Raw genomic sequence first — 17,478 nt, 5'->3', positions numbered from 1 at the left:
AGTTATAAGAAACGTCAGCAGATAACCGCGCTTATATCGTGGGGGTCCGAAGATGGGAATACTCTACGGAATAAATAAATAATGAAACGCTCTACAATAATGTCTTCTGTAGATCTGTCTTATCGAGTGAGTTTTTTAACTCCGCTGGCGGCTGCACTTATTTCGGCCTTTTTATCACCGCTGGCTTGTGCTGTTGATCGCTCTGAAAAAACTGAAGTCAACGCTACCCCCAAAATCAACCAGCCTCAACTTGCTGAATTTGATAATGCTTTCTTAAATACTGCTCATAGTGGCAGTGGTGTAGATTTAAGTCGTTTTTCGGCCGGCAATAGTGTGCTTCCTGGCGTTTACCGGGCTGATGTTTATTTAAATAATTCGCTTATTGGCAATGAGAATGTGGAGTTTAAGGCTCGCGACGATAAAAGTGTGTATGCCTGTTTATCTTCATCTCTGATTGCCAGCCTTAATATCAAGACGGAAGCTTTACCTGCAGAGTCTTTGGCACCGTTGAAAAAAGAGCAAGGTTGTGTCGACTTACAGTCGCTTATTCCTGAAACGTCAGCTGTGTTTGACAACGGTGAACAACGGCTAGATATTGCCATCCCTCAGGCCCTGTTACTCCGTACCGCTCGCGGCACGGTGAGCCCAGCGTTGTGGGATAGTGGCGTAACATCAGGGATGTTGGGTTACTCACTCAATGGCTACAGCAGTTCATCAAACGGGCAGACATTTAACTCGGCTTTTGCGGGAATTAACACCGGGCTCAATTTGGGTTCATGGTATTTCCGTCATAACGGTTCTTATAACTGGCAGGAAAACGGCGAAAGCAAATACACCAGTATTAATAGCTATGTGCAGCGGGATATCCCAGCCGCGCAGGGCCGTGTGCTGCTGGGGGAGTCCAATACGCCTGGGCAGTTATTCGACACAGTGCCGTTTACCGGCGTGCAATTTAGCACCGATGACCGCATGTTGCCTGAGTCTCTACGCGGTTATGCCCCCGAAGTGCGTGGCATAGCACGCACCAATGCGCTGGTAACTATCCGCCAGAGTGGCCAGGTGTTATATGAAACCACGGTCGCACCAGGTGAATTTATCATCGATGACCTCTACCCAACCGGCTATGGCGGCAATCTTGATGTGACCGTGCGTGAAGCCGACGGTAGCACTCAGAATTTTCAAGTACCTTTTGCCGCCGTGGCGCAGTTACTTCGCCCTGGTTCGCAGCGCTACAGCCTGACCGCCGGTCAAGTACGTAACAATGCACTGTCTTTTACGCCGGGATTATATCAAGGGACCTATCAACGTGGTCTGAGTAATCGTATTACGGGTTATACCGGCACACAGGTCAGTGAAGATTATTATGCCATACAGCTTGGGACGGCATTCAGTACCCCGATTGGGGCGGTCGCATTTGATGTGACACAAGCCAATACCCATCTGCGGGAAGGGACCGAAAGTGGCCAGAGCTATCAGGTCAGCTACAGCAAAGTGGTGGCTGAAACCAACAGCAACCTGAGTGTGGCGGCGCACCGTTTCTCCACTCAGGGCTATCTGGATTTTGCCACGGCGATGCAGACGATAGATGCGGAGCGCCAAGGCAACGATGCCGACCTCATTTATCGGGCAAAAAATCGTTTAACCGTCACCGCGGCTCAGGGATTACCTGAAGATTGGGGTCAGATGTACATCAGTGGCTCGTTACAGGATTACTGGAACAAAGAGGGCAGTGACCAACAGTATCAGGTCGGTTACAGCAATAACTACAAAAGCATGACCTACGGGGCCAGTATTAACCGCAGTCGCACCGGATTTGGCGATATGCAAAATACCTATCTGGTCAGTATAAGTTTCCCTTTAGGCCGTAATGACCAACGTAATGTGCCGCAAATGCGCCTGGAAATGAACCGTAATGGTCAAGGGAACTGGGGCGAACAGGCCGCGGTTTCAGGCAGTGCAGGCGAACAAAACCAGTTCAGTTATGGTGCCACCGCCATGAACAGTAATGGTGGTTCGGGTGCCAGTGGCAGTGTGAATGGTCAGTATCGTGGAGACCGTGCCACCAGCACGGCATCTTATGGCGGGGGCAGTAGTTATCAAAGTGGCGCTGTCGGTATCTCCGGCAGCATGATTGCCCACCCTGGTGGCGTAACGTTAACGCCATACAGCAGTGAGACCTTTGCAGTTGTGGAAGCCAAAGGCGCCGAAGGGGCTGAAGTATCTTCTTACTCTGGCGTGAAAGTTGATTCGCGGGGCTATGCGGTGGTGCCATATCTCAATGCGTATCAGATGAATGAGATCACTATCGATCCGAAAGGGACTTCTTATGACGTCGAGCTGGAGTCAACCAGCCAGAAAGTGGCTCCGCATGCCGGTGCAGTGGTGATGGTGAAATATAAGAGTACCCAGGGCTATCCGATATTGGTTAATACCACGCAATCTGATGGCGAACCCGTCCCCTTTGGTTCGGATGTGCTGGATATGAAAGGCCAGGTGGTGGGGTCTGTCGGGCAGGCCGGACAGGTTTATGCACGCGTGAGTGAAACCCGAGGTCGTTTACAGGTGAGCTGGGGCGAAGGCGCTGGGCAACAATGTTACCTCAGCTATATTTTGCCGCCACAGCAGGCCAATACCAAAATAACAGGAATGATGCAGTTTACCTCGACGTGTGTGCCTCAGAGCTAAATGCATAAAAGTGAGATAAAGCGCGTGATAACTGAATACGTTTTAAACCATGCCAGACATTTTATTTAACTTTTTACGTTGGCTGATGTTTCAGTCGACAGTATGGGGATTGATGATAATGAGAAACTCAGCCAGAGGTTATGTTCCCTCAGCACTGGCGTTACTGCTAATTTTGTGTGGGACCACCCTAATGGTCTTATCACCTCGTGCACTAGCGCTGACCACCTGTACCGGTAATCCGCAGACTATCACGATACCAATGCCAGCGATGGTCACGGTGCCAAGTGATGCCGCCGTTGGGACACTATTAAGCTCCTGGGCGATGACACCAGCTACGCCCAACTGGTTCACCTGTTCTTCTACTGTACAGGAAAGTATCGGTATCGGTTTTATATCAGATATGTTGCCCTCGTCGGGGCTGACTATTTCTGATGAGGGCACGACCTACACTGTGTTCAATACCAATCTGGCGGGTGTCGGTATCGCTATAGGTTCCAAGGGATATGCCAATGGGTGTGGCTGGCAGGCGAGATGGTTCCCTGTTGGTATTCGACAGGGTATTGCCTGTAACTCAGCGTACTTACTGCCTAATGGTGGGCAGCTTCGTGCCATTCTGGTCAAAACCGGCCCGATAAGTGCGGGGACTGTCAACTCGATGACCGTAGTAAAGGCACCGATGTTTATTAATGAGGAATGGAGTACAACACTGGTCAACACGATCAACATAACTTCAACGCGTGTCACCGTTCTGAGTTGCACCACACCAGATGTGTTAGTGAAGCTGGGGACACACGATGCGTCGGAACTGGCGGGCATGGGATCCTTTAGTGCGGCGGTGGGTTTTGATATCGCGCTGAACAATTGCCCGGCAGGCATTAACACCATTACCTACCAGATTGACGCTATCACACCAATACTGAATGCTGCATCATCCGTTGTGGCGCTGGACAACAGTTCAACGGCCAGTGGCATTGGTGTGCAACTACTTGATGGGATGGGGAATCCCTTCCCATTTGCTAAACCAACGCAGCTTACGTCATACAGCGGTACGACTGGCGGGAACTACAAAATCCCGCTTAAAGCACGGTATTATCAAACAGAGTCCAGATTGAACCCCGGCACGGCCAATACCATGATGAGTTTTACCATGACTTACAAGTGATACCATTTGGAGGCCCTGCGGTGGCAAACAGGGCAATACAACCGAACTCAGCAGTTAGATTTTGCCAAGAAAGCGGCAACCGATGGTGTTGATTATTTTACTATTGAACTCAATGGATTGTATTTTTAGTCACTCGTGACTTACGGTATAGAAAGTCACTTTATGAAATAAGAGTGTGATGTTAGGGTGGGATACAACAGAGAGTAAGCAATTAATAACAGCCAGAGGAAGCACTGTTATTAATATATTTAAGTATGAGTCAAATTCTTATCGGACTAAATAGCAAACGCAAAGTTCATGGTCGTTGAACCGTCAATATTGATATTCTCGGTGATGGCTCCCCCCATCGTCGCCGCACCCGCCAGTGTCGGAATTACTGTAAAGTCAGCACTGAAGATTTTGCCCGATTTTGCAGTCGTGGTAGTTTCAGACCAACCAAAACGAAAGTTATTCGTTAATGTTTCCAGTGTATGCCCTCCCTGGAGTACATTATTTGCATCAATAAAGTACAAAAAGCTACTCACGCCATCAACTGTGGCATTATTCATGGTGGTTCTATAGAAGCCAATTTTTCCGCTACCATTCACAAAACCCAAACCAAAACTGTGAATACTTGTGCTGTCACTGGAGGACGCTTTACGGTTATCGTATGCCGTTAAACTCAGAAACGTCTGGCTGTCACAAGTCACTGTCCAGGTTTTGCTTATTGAGGGCAGCACCGTGGTGGCCACGCCCGCTTTTATATTAGTCGATGACACTTCACCAATATTATAGATGCCGCCATCCGGTGCATTCACTGTACAGCTTGGCGTACCAATAATCCCTTTAACCTTTAATTCTGTCGTTGGTGTTGCCGCCTGCGCCGCAACAGAAAGTATTAAAGAAGCCAGAGTAATGAGTTGAGCCATGTGCATTTTCATAAAATGACACTAATCCTGATAATTAAAAAACCACAAGCAATCATCTAGAAATATATTTAAAAATAAGGGCTGATATATTATTCAGCCCTTATTCTGTCAATTGATATTCGCGCTAATTAGATACCGAAAGCGAAGTTCATGGTCATTGAGCCATCAATCTCTGCATCTTCAGTAATTGGGCCACCCATGGTGGTGGTACCGGCCAGTACTGGGCTCACAGTAATATCAGCCACGAACACTTTACCAGTGCTCTGGGTGCTAGCCGCAGATGACCAACCGGTACGCAGACCGGTAGTCAGGTTGGCGGTGGTGGTAGCAGTAAAGGTCGCTGATGCTGAAGAGAACAGGTTAGACGCTTTACCATCTACGGTACCGTTCTTAATCACTGCAGTGTAGTAACCGATTTTACCGGTGCCATTCACGTTACCCATACCGAAGTTAGTGGTTGCTACTGCACTGGCAGATGCTGCGCGGTTATCCACTGGCGTGAAGTTCAGATAAGTATCTGCATCACAGTTAACCGTCCAGGTTTTTGTCATCGCCGTCAGCGGAGTAACTGCTACACCCGACTTAATCAGGGATGAAGAGAGTTTACCAAAATCATAAACCCCTTCGTCTGGAGCAACAATCGTGCAGCTTGGTACCGTCAGAGTACCGATAACTTTTAATTCAGCAGTTGGTGCTTCTGCATGGGCAGCCGTCATACCCAAAACCAGAGAAGATAATACGGTCAGACCAACCAGTTGCTTTTTCATGTGTTGAATATCCAGAGTATAAGTTTAATTTAACGTTTATCTATCAATAGCTTGATGTAAACCCAACTTTCGGATTTCACTAAAAAATGATCTATATCAAGTTATTTTATTGGGGGCGATTAAACTATAATCGGGGGCGGCCGTACATCAGACTGGAAGCGGACTTGATGTAAGAATATTCCTACAACTTTATTCCTACTAGTTCCGTTTTTTGGGGAGGGGGTATTGACGTCATACTCAGAAGCATCGTTTCTTGATGCCCTCTGAGTATAAAAATAATAATAACTAGCGCGAGACGGGAATAATGACTTCTGCCTGCACAAAACCATAGCGGCTCAAGGGGATGACTTTCACCGATGTCGGTGAGGACTTAATCGTGAATTGTTTACTGGTGCCCGGCATAATATACGGGTTGCCCAGGGCGACCACTTCACCACTTGGGACTAGAATCACCTGTGGGCCAAGGCGGACCACATGCTTGCCAGGGTTCTTAATGGTCAAATTACTCCCTGATACGGAGAAAGCCAATTCTTCCCAAGGGCTTTTAATTTGTGGCACAGAACTCGGCTGGATAAGAAATCCAATTTCCTGGCGAATAGGCATGACGGTCGAATTCCCCGGTACCTGTTCGACACCTTCAAATGCCGCTTTGAGCAATACCTCACTGTCCAACGCTGTGCCTTTTTTCAACACAAAGTTGACTTGCTGACTTTGCCCGGCATCAATACGTGTCACCGGCGGTGAAATCAAGATCTGCTTACTGGTACTTTTCCCATCAATATCAATCAGTTTTGTGACCAGTAAAATAGGGTTAGCCGAGGTGTTATCAATGGTAAAAGCCGCACGCCCCTCACTTTCTTTTAATATGACGGTGGTACTTTCTAATTTGAAAGATGCATAAGATGCCATACTCCAGCAGCTTAACAGCACCAGTAAATTGAAAACAAAAAACGATATCATACGGTTAAACATCAGGGGATATTCCGTCATCGTCTTCACACTAAAACTGTTGGTCATGGTATTTTTCATCACTCATCCTCTGTCTAAAATAGCGGCTTACCGGACAATATTAGGAATTCTATTGACCTTAATGACATACCGCATCAACCACTTCATACAATGTATCCGGGTCAAACTTCTCAGGCTCAACATAACTGACAACACACTCACCCCGGTTGGTTGCCTTAACACGTAGCATGGCCCCAATCGTTTTGTTTTCCAGCATAAAATTACCATCCCCAATAATCGTTCCCAGGAATTTTCCCTGAGCATCCAGCACGTTAGCACCCACAGGCATCGGCTCCCGGTTACTGTCAAGGATAGTCAATAACAACTGGCGAGTTTCAGTCGCTTCAAAATCACGGGTTGCGACTGTACCCCGGGTCATCATCAAATCGGCACTGGTACTATTAAGCCGGATATTCAGTGGTAATGTCTTGGTGCTTATCTGGGCTTTTGATGCCGTGTAAGGTATCACAGAAGGCAATAAAGCGGTGCCGGCATAATCCGTTATCGCCATGCCACTGCTCGGTGAAGACACACGTAAATTGGACTGGCTCGGCACATTCACTACCGCAAAGGTATCGCCAATAGCCGATGCTGACGTCGCAAAGGTATTGTTGGCATAAGCCATTGAACCACTAGAAGAAAGGTACGCCGAGCGGCTATTGTTTGTCGCTTGAGAAACCCCGCCTGACAATTGCGAATAAGCGGTTTTTATATTCATCGCACCATTCACACGTCGCTGATTATCACTGCCAGTGATACCCACCGAGTACCCTTTATTGTCATCCCAGGTGCCTTGATAAGTGCTACCTAATGTCATATTGCCGTTGTTACGCTGCATCCGTCCACTGAGTGACCCTTTACCCAATGGCATGCTGAGACCAAAATAGGCTGCATTTTGGCCCTGCGATGTTGACTGAATACTTAGCGTCGTCGTTACCCGACCAAATTGTTCGCTGACAGAGACTGTATGGGAAACACTGTTCTCTGCCTGATAATACATATTATTAGACAAAACGTAAGAAAATGCGCCCCAGCGTGGGTGGGCCCAAGTCAGTGCCGCAGACGTCGCATTCTTCAACTTGCCATTCGTCAGCGTCTCCAGATTATTGCCATTACTCAGGGCATTATCCGGTGACCAGTAATTGACTGAGTCATATACCGTAGACAGCGATGCACTCAGATTTCCGTTAATAGCGACCTGATTTTGCACACTGAGCTGGTAACCCTGCCCGGCACTTTTAGTATTACTGTAACTGGCAACCCCAGAAAACCAGGCATTCTCCAATCCGCTGTAGAGATTTTGCATACTGATATTTTGATAATCAGCGGAAAGCAAACCGGCGGATGTGGTGCGTAATGAATTTATCGGACTGAAAGACCACTCACCCGATGCCAGTAGCGGTGAATCACTTTCACCGTTATCCAAGTTGTCCCGGTAGCGACCTATTGCTAATTGGTAGGTCGTGGCCTGCTGCTCAAAATTAGGGTCGAGGGCATTCGATACCGTGAAATTCTGCTGAGTACCGTCTTCTTCAATCACATTAACGTCCGTCGGCACGCCGCTGGAGAAGTTACTGATATTGGATAACGAGAATGGGCCGGGAGCTACCACGGTGCGATAAATCACGCGCCCACGCTGGCGAATTTCAATGGTCGCATTGGTGTTGGCAATCCCTTCAATAGGCACTGTCAACTGGGTATTATTCAACTGGGCATTATCGGAATATAACTGAGCCCCGACCACTGGCAGACCAGAATAGGTATTGCCGACCAGACCAAATTCGCCCAGTTGCACCACTGATTTTAGTGATTCGACGGCACGTAGTGCATAGGTTTCCTGATTATCATAATGGCCGATACCCTGGTTATAGGTATAGGATCCGCGATTACGCAGCACCCAGTTATTAAAGTTAATACCAGGTTCAAACTGCCCCTGGAATAAATTCAGGTCATCATTGTTACTTTCTATCCGCTGTCCGAATAAATTATAATTTAGCAATACGGCATACCCTCCCCGCTGGTAATCACTGCTTTCCAGCTCAGGGTCAAAGGCCTCCTGCGGTAGTGTCATTTCAATCCGGAATTGCCCAGGAAACAACTTTACGGCGACACCGGGCCACAAAGTTTCAATATTTTCACAACTGTCGCCACTGTCTTTGTGATGTAATTTTAATGTCATTAACAGCTTTCGGTCGGCACACAGTTGCCCCTCACTGTTAAAACTGGCTTCAGTACGATAGGTTTTATTGGCATTGATAATAAGGGTGACATCATGCTGGCCCGGTAAGAACTTATCCTGTTTGCTGAAAAACTCAGCTAAGTCTGCGGAGTAGCCCAACCCTTCCAGGGTTTTTATATCGAATGCCGCCGCGCCCTTTTTTGTCGCAGAAACTGCCATGACAGGGAAAAGGAAAAGTAGGCACATGGTATAAAGAAGTGAGGGCTTACGTGCCACTAAGAAATCCTAAATAGAATGAACAGGTCACTTATCGATAATAGTGCATCCAAGTGATTAATATAGAAGACAATTAAGCGTCGAAGGTAATAGTCCAGGTCTTTTAAATTGATGTTAATGCCGTGGTTGCCACACCCGCTTTAATATGGGTCGCTGAAATCTAACTTAAATCATAAATACCATCATCTGGTGCCATCACATTACAGGTGGGAACACCTAATTTTCCCTTAACTTTTAACTCAATGGTCGGTGGTGCCGCATGTGCTGCGGTCATCCCCAACATCAGAGAAGATAAAACAGCCAGGCCGGCCAGTTGCTTTTTCATCTGTAGAATATCCAGAGTGTAAGTTTAATTTAAGACTCAGCTATCAATCTCATTATGTAAATCCAGCTTTTTCACTTCGCCGAAAAATGATACAGATCAATTTATTTTATTGGTGTGATTAGACAACAATCAGGGATGGACGTACATCGGAATGGAAGCGAACTTGATGTAAGAATATTCTTACAGAGCATATTTTCGTTAAAATCAGGTTTATCAGTTAATTACCGCAATAATGAATACTCTGAGTCTCATTTTGAGTGTCTTCAATGTATTCTATCGTTGACTACAGGTTTGGATACCCAGCAAATTCTGTACATGCTGGATATCGTCGAGAATGAATATGTTCGGATAGTGAAAACGGAACTACCGCCAGGTTCTGATAAACGCTCTTATATTGATAAAAATATTTATTAGTGCTCAAATGTGCTTTACAATTATTCGACTTTTATTGAGTTGTGGAATAGATACAATCTTTTAGGCCACGATTAAATTAAATACAACCTTGGTTACATTCGCCTCCGGATTAACCATCACTGATACATTATCATCATGATAAACGGCCTAAAAAACGATACTGGATACTATATTCGCTGTATTGCAATCCGATATTTACATCATTAACACTGCCATAACAGACTGTATTACTCTTTTTATCAGGCAGAGCAGAATCACATTAAGGAAATTTTTACTCCAAGTTAAAGCTATTAAAGACTAAAAACACAGTTCATCAGATACACTTCAGCCTAAGGGATGGACTGCTGTGAAAACGCTAATTTTATTAGCATTTTCACTCACCCAAAAAATTAAATAATTAATTAAGTTGCAAATTATTAATCATGCTTACTTATTTAAATTAAAATAATTAATATTATTCGTAAATTTGACAATTAAAAATAATAGTCTTTAATCATAATACTAATTATAGATGTTCCACCGCGCATATCGTGATTATCAATGGAGATAGTAATACCCTCTGGGGATATAGTTAACGACAATAATACTCAACTTATCTGGACGTTTAAATTTACAAGGAAATCATTAACGATCACATTATTATCAAGGCATTTATAAAAGGGTATTTACATATAAAATAGGAAAGTTCCAGGTCGATATAACACATTGATTTTTATTTCAATAATCTGATACTTTATTTTCTACTCATTGATATCGCTCGCGTATTTTTCGTACCACACCACAACGGAGTTATGGAGGTTTTATGCAAAGAATCATTATAGTTATCGCGTTAATGATATCATCATTTTGTGCTTTTAGTCAGGATGTGAATTTAAATAATCCTAGTGATTTATCACCCGTGCCAATAACAGTTGAATCCCCTGCCTCTGAGGAAATTGATTGTTGTGAAATATGTTGCAACATTGCTTGTGCTGGTTGTTCGCTATAAAAGCCATTATTAATATCTTACTGTGTATTGCGAAAATTATGTGAATGGAGTTGACCTATAGTAAATTCCCTTTTATAAATGCGTTGGCGAATATATATGAGCATTAGAACTAAAACACTCACTCATAGTTGTTAGTTTAACAACTATGTATCTACAGACTGGCGGCCCCCAATGCATCTCTTAGAGATGATATCTCGCTCTGTTCCGTTACCACATAAACTCCCCTTCATTGCATTGTTCTTTTTAAAATGAACTGTTGTCTACCCCTTCCCCAGACACATCACTTTTTAGACATAACTCACACTTGTTAAATTCCATAACTCCTGAGTGAAATTACAGAATTCCTTCACCACTACGGGAAGTCCAACATGATTCTGGATCGTAATATTTTTGTTTGATTTCATTCATTTCTGGAGCGATAGAATGACTTATTTTTATGAATTTAAAGGCATTCATTATACAAATAACAAAGCAAAAAATCCGTTAAAACCCTACTATGACAAACAGAATAAAATAATATTAGCCTCACAAGGTTCTAATCATAAATCCAGTATTATCCGCTATGAAAAAACGCCTAGAAATTGCTGTTCCACTGCCATATCCAGGATATTAGACTGAGTGTTTTCATCATTGTCTATTTTTAAGCATGTGCTGGTTCTGGCACGAAAAAACGCCGTGAAATATGTTGCGCGGATGGGATGAATAATCTGTTTTTTTGTTCTGGCAAAAAAGGAAACAACAATGAATACCGCCTTTGTACTCAGTACTAAAGATAAAATAGGTTATGGCCTGGGCGATATGGCAAGCGCTCTGGTCTGGCAAACTGCCACACTGTTTTTAGCCTATTTCTACACCGATGTATTTGGGTTGCCAGCAGCGATTATGGGCACCATGTTTTTACTGGTGCGGGTGGTGGATGCCTTTATTGATCCCTGTATTGGCGCGATGGTCGATCGCACCCAAACTAAGCATGGTCGTTTCCGTCCGTGGCTATTATGGTTTGCTATTCCTTTCGGCGTCAGTTGCTTGATTACCTTTTATGTACCAGATGTTGGGCCCACAGCGAAAATTATTTATGCCTGTGTCACATACAGCCTGCTCAGTCTGGTCTATTCGGCAATTAATGTCCCCTATTGTGCCATGCCCGGCGCGCTAACTTTGAATCCGCGTGAGCGGCATTCGATTCAATCTTGGCGCTTTGCACTGTCATTTATTGGTGGTTTGATTGTTACCGTGATTGCCCTGCCACTGGTGGACTGGTTAGGAAACGGTAATGCGCAAAAAGGTTATTTCTATGCCATGAGCCTGATGGGGCTGCTTGGCGTGGTGTTATTTTACTGCTGCTTTGCCATGACTCGAGAGCGATATTCTCCACGTAATGATACTTCAGGCTCAATGCTGGGTGATTTAAAACTGCTGACGAAAAATAGTCAGTGGCGCATTGTTTTCCTGTTCAATATCCTGCTGTTAACCGCGGTAGTGACTCGCGGCTCCGCGACAATGTACTACGTAAAATATGTTCTTTTACGCCCGGATTTAGTGTTCATGTTTATTGTATCCGGCATGGTGGCCTCTCTCTTGGGAGCATTACTTTCTGAACGCCTACTAGGAAAATTTGACCGGGTGCGAGCCTATCAATGGACTATCGTGAGTTTCGTGTTTTTTGCCAGCGCGATATTCTTTATTCCCCCTTCATCTGTATGGGTTATTTTAGCCGTTAATATTGTCTTTAGCTTTATTCAGAACCTGACTACACCGCTACAGTGGACAATGTTCTCTGACGTCGTGGACTACGAAGAGCACCGTACCGGCCGTCGGTTGGATGGGCTAGTATTTTCTACCGCACTGTTCGCCATTAAATTTGGCCTGGCATTGGGTGGAGCTGTCGTCGGCTGGGTACTGGGTCTGGTGAACTATGTCCCAGGCGAGATTTCTCAATCAGCCAGTGTTCTGACCACCATTAACGTCTTATTCACGCTTATCCCTTCAGCACTATTTGTCGCCATGGCCTTGTTGCTGTTTGCTTATAAATTGAATAGCCGCCTGGTCACAAATATTGCCAACGAACTGGCCGTTAAGCGCCAAAGCCGCAATGATGCGCCGTCTCTGACCCCTGCAACACAGGAGTAATATATGACTGTTATTTATAAGGATGCCCAATACCCAATTAGTGAACGAGTTGCCGACCTGTTGTCGCGCATGACCGATGAAGAAAAGTTCGCCCAGATGCATGCTTTCTGGCTGATACTTTCCGCTGATGGGCTGCATAAAGAGCGCACCGATTTGAGTGATGAGTTTTCCGGTGCTGGCGCACAGTCCTCTCTACAGGAACGTATAAAACTGGGTATCGGGCAAATTACTCGCCCGTTGGGAACACATATTGTTGATGCCCAAGAAGGTGTGCGTGCCGCGAATAAATTGCAGCGAACGCTCATTGAAGAGACGCGCTTAGGGATCCCGGCGCTATTCCACGAAGAGTGTCTGGTAGGATTATTATGTAAAGATGCCACGCTATTTCCTTCCTCACTAAACTATGGTTCAACATGGGATCTAGAGCTTGTGGAGCGCGCCGCGGCGGCCATCGGGCAGGAAGCCCGCTCAACTGGATGTCATCAAGGGCTTGCCCCGGTGCTCGATGTTTCCCGCGATGTCCGCTGGGGACGTACTGAAGAGACATTTGGGGAGGACCCATGGCTGGTCGGGATGATGGCGACACATTATGTGAAAGGCCTGCAAGGGAAGAAGCGAGACTTACTGGCAACCCTCAAACATTATGTTGGCCATTCCTTTAGTGAAGGCGCGCGTAATCATGCGCCGGTACATCTCGGTTTTTGCGAACTCAACGACACCTTTCTGTTGCCATTCGAAATGGCAGTAAAACTGGCGAATGCTGGCTCGGTGATGCCTGCTTATCATGATATTGATAACCAGCCGGGCCATTCGGATTCATTCCTACTGACCACGGTGTTGCGTGAGCAATGGGGCTTTGATGGAATTATCGTGGCCGATTACGGCGGCGTTAGTTTGCTGCATCAGCATCATGGTGTGTCGCATGATGCTGCGCAATCGGCAGCACTGGCTTTTAATGCTGGTCTGGATGTGGAACTGCCAAAAGACGACTGTGCCCGTCATTTACGTGAAGCCGTCGATCGCGGCCTGATCAGTATGGCGAAAATCGATGAAATCGTTAGCCGCGTACTGAAAGAAAAATTCAACCTCGGCCTGTTTGAACATCCTTATGCCGATGAAAATACAATTGAACTGCAAAGCGCCACCACCCGTCAAATCGCCCGTGATGTGGCAACTCGTTCAATAACACTGCTGGAAAATAATGGCATTCTGCCGCTAAAAAACCTGCCGCAGGTAGCGGTTATTGGCCCGACAGCTGATGACCCTTTGGCCCTGCTGAGTGGCTACAGTTTCCCGGTACATTTGATCATCAGCGACATGTTGGAGCAAACCACTCAGGTTACTACCCCGCTACAAGCGATGCGTGAACAGCTTGGTAACGATAATGTTCACTACGCGAAAGGCTGCCATATTATTGAGAAACGTATGGCGGGTGCACCGGTATTCCCCGGCGACAGTAGCAACAAACCAATGCAAAGCTCGCCGGTTTCAACAGACACCAGTCTGATCCCAGAAGCTGTGCACCTTGCCAACCACAGTGATGTGGTCGTTCTGTGCGTGGGGGATCTTGCAGGTCTATTCCAAAGTGGCACGGTTGGGGAAGGTTCGGATACAGATAGTTTGTCACTGCCAGGTGTCCAACAGCAACTACTCGATGAACTGGTGGCTACCGGCAAGCCGGTGGTGGTGGTGGTGACCGGTGGGCGTCCTTATAACCTCGGCGGGCAGGAAGATCACGTTGCAGCATTGCTGATGGCCTGGGCTCCAGGGCAGGAAGGTGGGCACGCTATTGCCGATGTCTTGACCGGCAAAGCCGAGCCCGGTGGACGACTGGTGCTATCTGTACCCAAAAGCGCCGGTGCCATGCCGTATTACTACAACCATAAGTTGAAAAGCGGTGGTACGCCGTTTGCTTTCCATTTTGGGGCGCGGTATCCGTTTGGTTACGGTAAAACCTGGACGGAATTCGATTATGGGCAGTTAGAACAGCTCAGTCATGAGGTGGTTAATGAAGGGGGGGAGGTGAAAGTCAGCCTGACTGTGACCAACAGCGGTACATGGGCAGGTAGTGAAGTTGTGCAGTTGTATGTGCGTGATAAAGTGGCTTCAATGGTTCGTCCGGTACAAGAGCTAAAAGCTTTTCAGCGAGTTTATCTGGCTCCGGGGGAATCAGCTCGATTAACATTCCACATTCCCACAGATATGCTCAGCTTTACACGTCGAGATGGCCAGCGCGTGGTGGAACCCGGTGAATTTGATATACGGGTTGGAGCTTCAAGCGATGATATTCGTAGTGTTGGTTTGGTCAAGGTAACAGGAGAAACTCGGGTATTGAGTGGCAACTGGCGCATGGTTAGTCACTGTACGAGTTAAATATCCTACTCCAGCACAGACCCAACATCGTGCGGTGTTGGGTCAAATAGAATTATTTTCACACCGAAGATTTATCCTCAAAGGGTTACTGGAATACCAAACTTGGAACAAAGTCAGTTTGCTGCTTAATTGATTTTATTAATGCACTACCCGACTGATGGGTAAGATTAACATGGGCTGTAAAGAAGGAATTCCCAGCTTACTTAAAGCACTTCTCTTATAGTAACTGACGGTTTTGTTGCTTAACTGCAAGATAGTCGCAATGTTATTATTTGAGTTTCCTTGCAGCAATAATCCCATTACTGTTTGTTCTCGTTTCGATAGTGGCAGATGGCGCTTACGATAAAAAAAACGTTTGGTTGGAGTGGTCTGGAAAAAGACATGTGTTAACCGATCGACAAAGTGGCTAATCGGGGCTGCTTGCGCAATCATGGTATAAATAAGATCGATGCCATAAAAATAGTGCTCTAATAGCCGGATATAAGATATATCGGCGATGATAACGACGCGACAAGTTGCTCGGTTATCTTGCAACCAATTGATAATTAAGCTAAAGGCATTAGTGTAACAATAATCGCAACCGTACAAACTTAAAACGACCATATGAGTAGAGGGGAAGCGAACCAAATTATCATAAACATCATTTAGTGATTCCGCATGATCCACAATATTAACTGGCTCCATAGCTAACTCATTGCTTAAAATATCTTTCATACTGAAACGAGTAAATTGACAGGCATGTTGAATAATGATTTTTTTCTCTTCCATATAATAATCCCTATTGATATTTAAAATAAATCCTTACTAAGCTTTAGAATTGAGCGTCATTGTTACGTTTAAAAAACAAATAGATCAACATCATAATGGCGATGGTTAGAAAGAATGATGACCACAATAAAATGGCGATCAAAGGCCCATGAATATCTTCAAAAAAAACAACCCCAAAATAAACTGAGTACAGATAGATAACAAAATCAGGGATAAACTCAACACTGATCAGTGAAATAAAACAAAACAGCCATGAAAACCAAAAAACACCAAAAAATAAAGGCTCCACTCTCTTCATGAAATTATTCTCAATAGTATTGAGTATTTCTTATTATATTGACACCTGTCAGTTAATACTCTGCACTAAAAATCATGAAACAAAGCTTTCAGGCATCAATATGCTATGTATAAAGAGGAAAATCCCATCTTTGATTAGTTAATTTAAATTCACTCGTGTTGGCGTAAATGAGAACGGAATAGTCGCACTAATCGCCTCATCTGAATCAGAGAAAAGCCAGCTTGGATTATTAAGCTGAAGAACTGATAATGCAGGTTTCACATCAAAGCTGAAAACCTTGCTACCACTTCCGGAAGAAACAGGAATATCAACAATAATATCATCATTAGGTCTTAATTCTGTCCCTTCATAAAACATACTGAGTGTCAGCCCCTCTTTATTCGTTGAGAACGAACCACCAGAACCCAAGAGATCTAATCGTCCTGAAATCGATTTTGTCATGCTAAGAGAGGAGGCATCACCTGTACATGTAACAGCTATAGTCGGATGATTAATTTGAGAACTGGCAGTACCAGCAACAACTTGATCTGTTTCAGAAGTAACAGAGAAAGAGCCACCGGTAATATTTTCACGACAATCTAAGGTTCCAACATTATTCCAACCCGAAATTACAAATTTATAGTTCTTTGCAGTAGGCATTGTATTAAGTCCACCTTCGCCATCTAATTGAAAAAGGGTAATATTGGTTACACCAGCAGTATTTATATCCCCTGTTTTCTTTAAATACGTCTGAAATGTGACACCATTTTTGACGAGTGGGGTACCCCCATTTACAGTCCAGCCCGTATTTGTCCTGCGACTCGTCACATCTCCGGTTGCATCCATCGTTCCCAAGTCATGACCATCAAAAAATAACCCCATTTCTACATTATCGGGGAGTGTTTCAGAGGCCATTTTAGGATAAGCATATATATACACTGGCTCAGTAATACTAGAGGTACAAGTGATATTTCGGGTAAAGACATCAGATTCCCAAATAACATCTCCATTTTCAGAGTTAGAGAGATAAACCATCTTATCTAACACTACGGAATCAATAACAACGTCACCGACCCCCGTACAATTTAACGCCATGGTTTTTGATGAGAATAAAGAAAATAAACTTAACAATATAATTGGCACTACTTTTTTCATTTTAAACGAATCCTTTATTTATGTGGTTATAAACATCCTCGATAAAGAGATTATAGCGTCCCT

General features: G+C 44.9%; 11 protein-coding genes. 4 read left to right on the top strand and 7 right to left on the bottom strand.

The window, feature by feature from the left end; genetic code table 11:
- Positions 1–81 precede the first annotated feature (81 nt).
- Together DJ58_RS13370 and DJ58_RS23740 are read left to right on the top strand one after the other, a co-directional pair.
- Complete coding sequence (locus DJ58_RS13370; RefSeq protein WP_032910328.1) at positions 82–2,685, top strand: fimbria/pilus outer membrane usher protein; 2,604 nt, start codon at positions 82–84, stop codon at positions 2,683–2,685.
- Positions 2,686–2,803: 118 nt separating this feature from the next.
- Positions 2,804–3,847: a fimbrial protein gene (locus tag DJ58_RS23740; RefSeq protein ID WP_050413877.1), complete on the top strand. Its 1,044-nt coding sequence runs from the start codon at positions 2,804–2,806 to the stop codon at positions 3,845–3,847.
- A gap of 275 nt (positions 3,848–4,122) precedes the next feature.
- Here DJ58_RS23740 and DJ58_RS13380 read toward each other — a convergent pair whose 3' ends face one another.
- From DJ58_RS13380 to DJ58_RS23115, 5 genes are all read right to left on the bottom strand, one after another.
- The gene (locus tag DJ58_RS13380; protein WP_004706900.1) at positions 4,123–4,755 is read right to left on the bottom strand and encodes a DUF1120 domain-containing protein; all 633 of its coding nucleotides are present in this window, start codon (positions 4,753–4,755) and stop codon (positions 4,123–4,125) included.
- A 128-nt stretch (positions 4,756–4,883) separates the two neighbouring features.
- On the bottom strand, positions 4,884–5,522 hold the full coding sequence (locus DJ58_RS13385) for a DUF1120 domain-containing protein (RefSeq protein ID WP_004706901.1): 639 nt from the start codon (positions 5,520–5,522) through the stop codon (positions 4,884–4,886).
- Between the two features lie 285 nt (positions 5,523–5,807).
- The gene (locus tag DJ58_RS13390) at positions 5,808–6,539 is read right to left on the bottom strand and encodes a fimbria/pilus chaperone family protein (RefSeq protein ID WP_370447130.1); all 732 of its coding nucleotides are present in this window, start codon (positions 6,537–6,539) and stop codon (positions 5,808–5,810) included.
- 70 nt (positions 6,540–6,609) lie between these two features.
- Positions 6,610–8,955, bottom strand: coding sequence for a fimbria/pilus outer membrane usher protein (locus DJ58_RS13395; RefSeq protein ID WP_032910350.1), 2,346 nt, complete (start codon positions 8,953–8,955; stop codon positions 6,610–6,612).
- Positions 8,956–9,145: 190 nt separating this feature from the next.
- Positions 9,146–9,310: a hypothetical protein gene (locus DJ58_RS23115; protein WP_004706904.1), complete on the bottom strand. Its 165-nt coding sequence runs from the start codon at positions 9,308–9,310 to the stop codon at positions 9,146–9,148.
- Positions 9,311–11,453: 2,143 nt separating this feature from the next.
- Between DJ58_RS23115 and DJ58_RS13400 the strand changes: the two genes are divergently transcribed.
- Together DJ58_RS13400 and DJ58_RS13405 are read left to right on the top strand one after the other, a co-directional pair.
- Positions 11,454–12,842 (top strand): MFS transporter, encoded by a 1,389-nt coding sequence (locus DJ58_RS13400; protein ID WP_004706907.1) that lies wholly within the window; start codon positions 11,454–11,456, stop codon positions 12,840–12,842.
- Positions 12,843–12,845: 3 nt separating this feature from the next.
- Positions 12,846–15,215, top strand: coding sequence for a glycoside hydrolase family 3 N-terminal domain-containing protein (locus tag DJ58_RS13405; protein ID WP_004706908.1), 2,370 nt, complete (start codon positions 12,846–12,848; stop codon positions 15,213–15,215).
- Between the two features lie 138 nt (positions 15,216–15,353).
- Here DJ58_RS13405 and DJ58_RS13410 read toward each other — a convergent pair whose 3' ends face one another.
- Positions 15,354–15,983: a LuxR C-terminal-related transcriptional regulator gene (locus DJ58_RS13410; RefSeq protein ID WP_004706909.1), complete on the bottom strand. Its 630-nt coding sequence runs from the start codon at positions 15,981–15,983 to the stop codon at positions 15,354–15,356.
- Positions 15,984–16,419: 436 nt separating this feature from the next.
- On the bottom strand, positions 16,420–17,415 hold the full coding sequence (locus DJ58_RS13420) for a hypothetical protein (RefSeq protein ID WP_004706911.1): 996 nt from the start codon (positions 17,413–17,415) through the stop codon (positions 16,420–16,422).
- Positions 17,416–17,478: the final 63 nt, after the last annotated feature.

It is taken from the genome of Yersinia frederiksenii ATCC 33641, assembly GCF_000754805.1.
Lineage (GTDB): Bacteria > Pseudomonadota > Gammaproteobacteria > Enterobacterales > Enterobacteriaceae > Yersinia > Yersinia frederiksenii.
The sequence above is the reverse complement of the archived record's forward strand: the minus strand, read 5'-3'. Positions and strand labels throughout refer to the sequence as shown.

Bases quoted from the DNA above. Each gene is read 5' to 3' on its own strand.
- DJ58_RS13370 (WP_032910328.1), top strand. From the start codon at position 82: ATGAAACGCTCTACAATAATGTCTTCTGTAGATCTGTCTTATCGAGTG.
- DJ58_RS13390 (WP_370447130.1), bottom strand. From the start codon at position 6,539: ATGACCAACAGTTTTAGTGTGAAGACGATGACGGAATATCCCCTGATG.
- DJ58_RS13385 (WP_004706901.1), bottom strand. From the start codon at position 5,522: ATGAAAAAGCAACTGGTTGGTCTGACCGTATTATCTTCTCTGGTTTTG.
- DJ58_RS23740 (WP_050413877.1), top strand. From the start codon at position 2,804: ATGAGAAACTCAGCCAGAGGTTATGTTCCCTCAGCACTGGCGTTACTG.
- DJ58_RS13395 (WP_032910350.1), bottom strand. From the start codon at position 8,955: ATGTGCCTACTTTTCCTTTTCCCTGTCATGGCAGTTTCTGCGACAAAA.
- DJ58_RS13410 (WP_004706909.1), bottom strand. From the start codon at position 15,983: ATGGAAGAGAAAAAAATCATTATTCAACATGCCTGTCAATTTACTCGT.
- DJ58_RS13405 (WP_004706908.1), top strand. From the start codon at position 12,846: ATGACTGTTATTTATAAGGATGCCCAATACCCAATTAGTGAACGAGTT.
- DJ58_RS13380 (WP_004706900.1), bottom strand. From the start codon at position 4,755: ATGGCTCAACTCATTACTCTGGCTTCTTTAATACTTTCTGTTGCGGCG.
- DJ58_RS23115 (WP_004706904.1), bottom strand. From the start codon at position 9,310: ATGAAAAAGCAACTGGCCGGCCTGGCTGTTTTATCTTCTCTGATGTTG.
- DJ58_RS13400 (WP_004706907.1), top strand. From the start codon at position 11,454: ATGAATACCGCCTTTGTACTCAGTACTAAAGATAAAATAGGTTATGGC.
- DJ58_RS13420 (WP_004706911.1), bottom strand. From the start codon at position 17,415: ATGAAAAAAGTAGTGCCAATTATATTGTTAAGTTTATTTTCTTTATTC.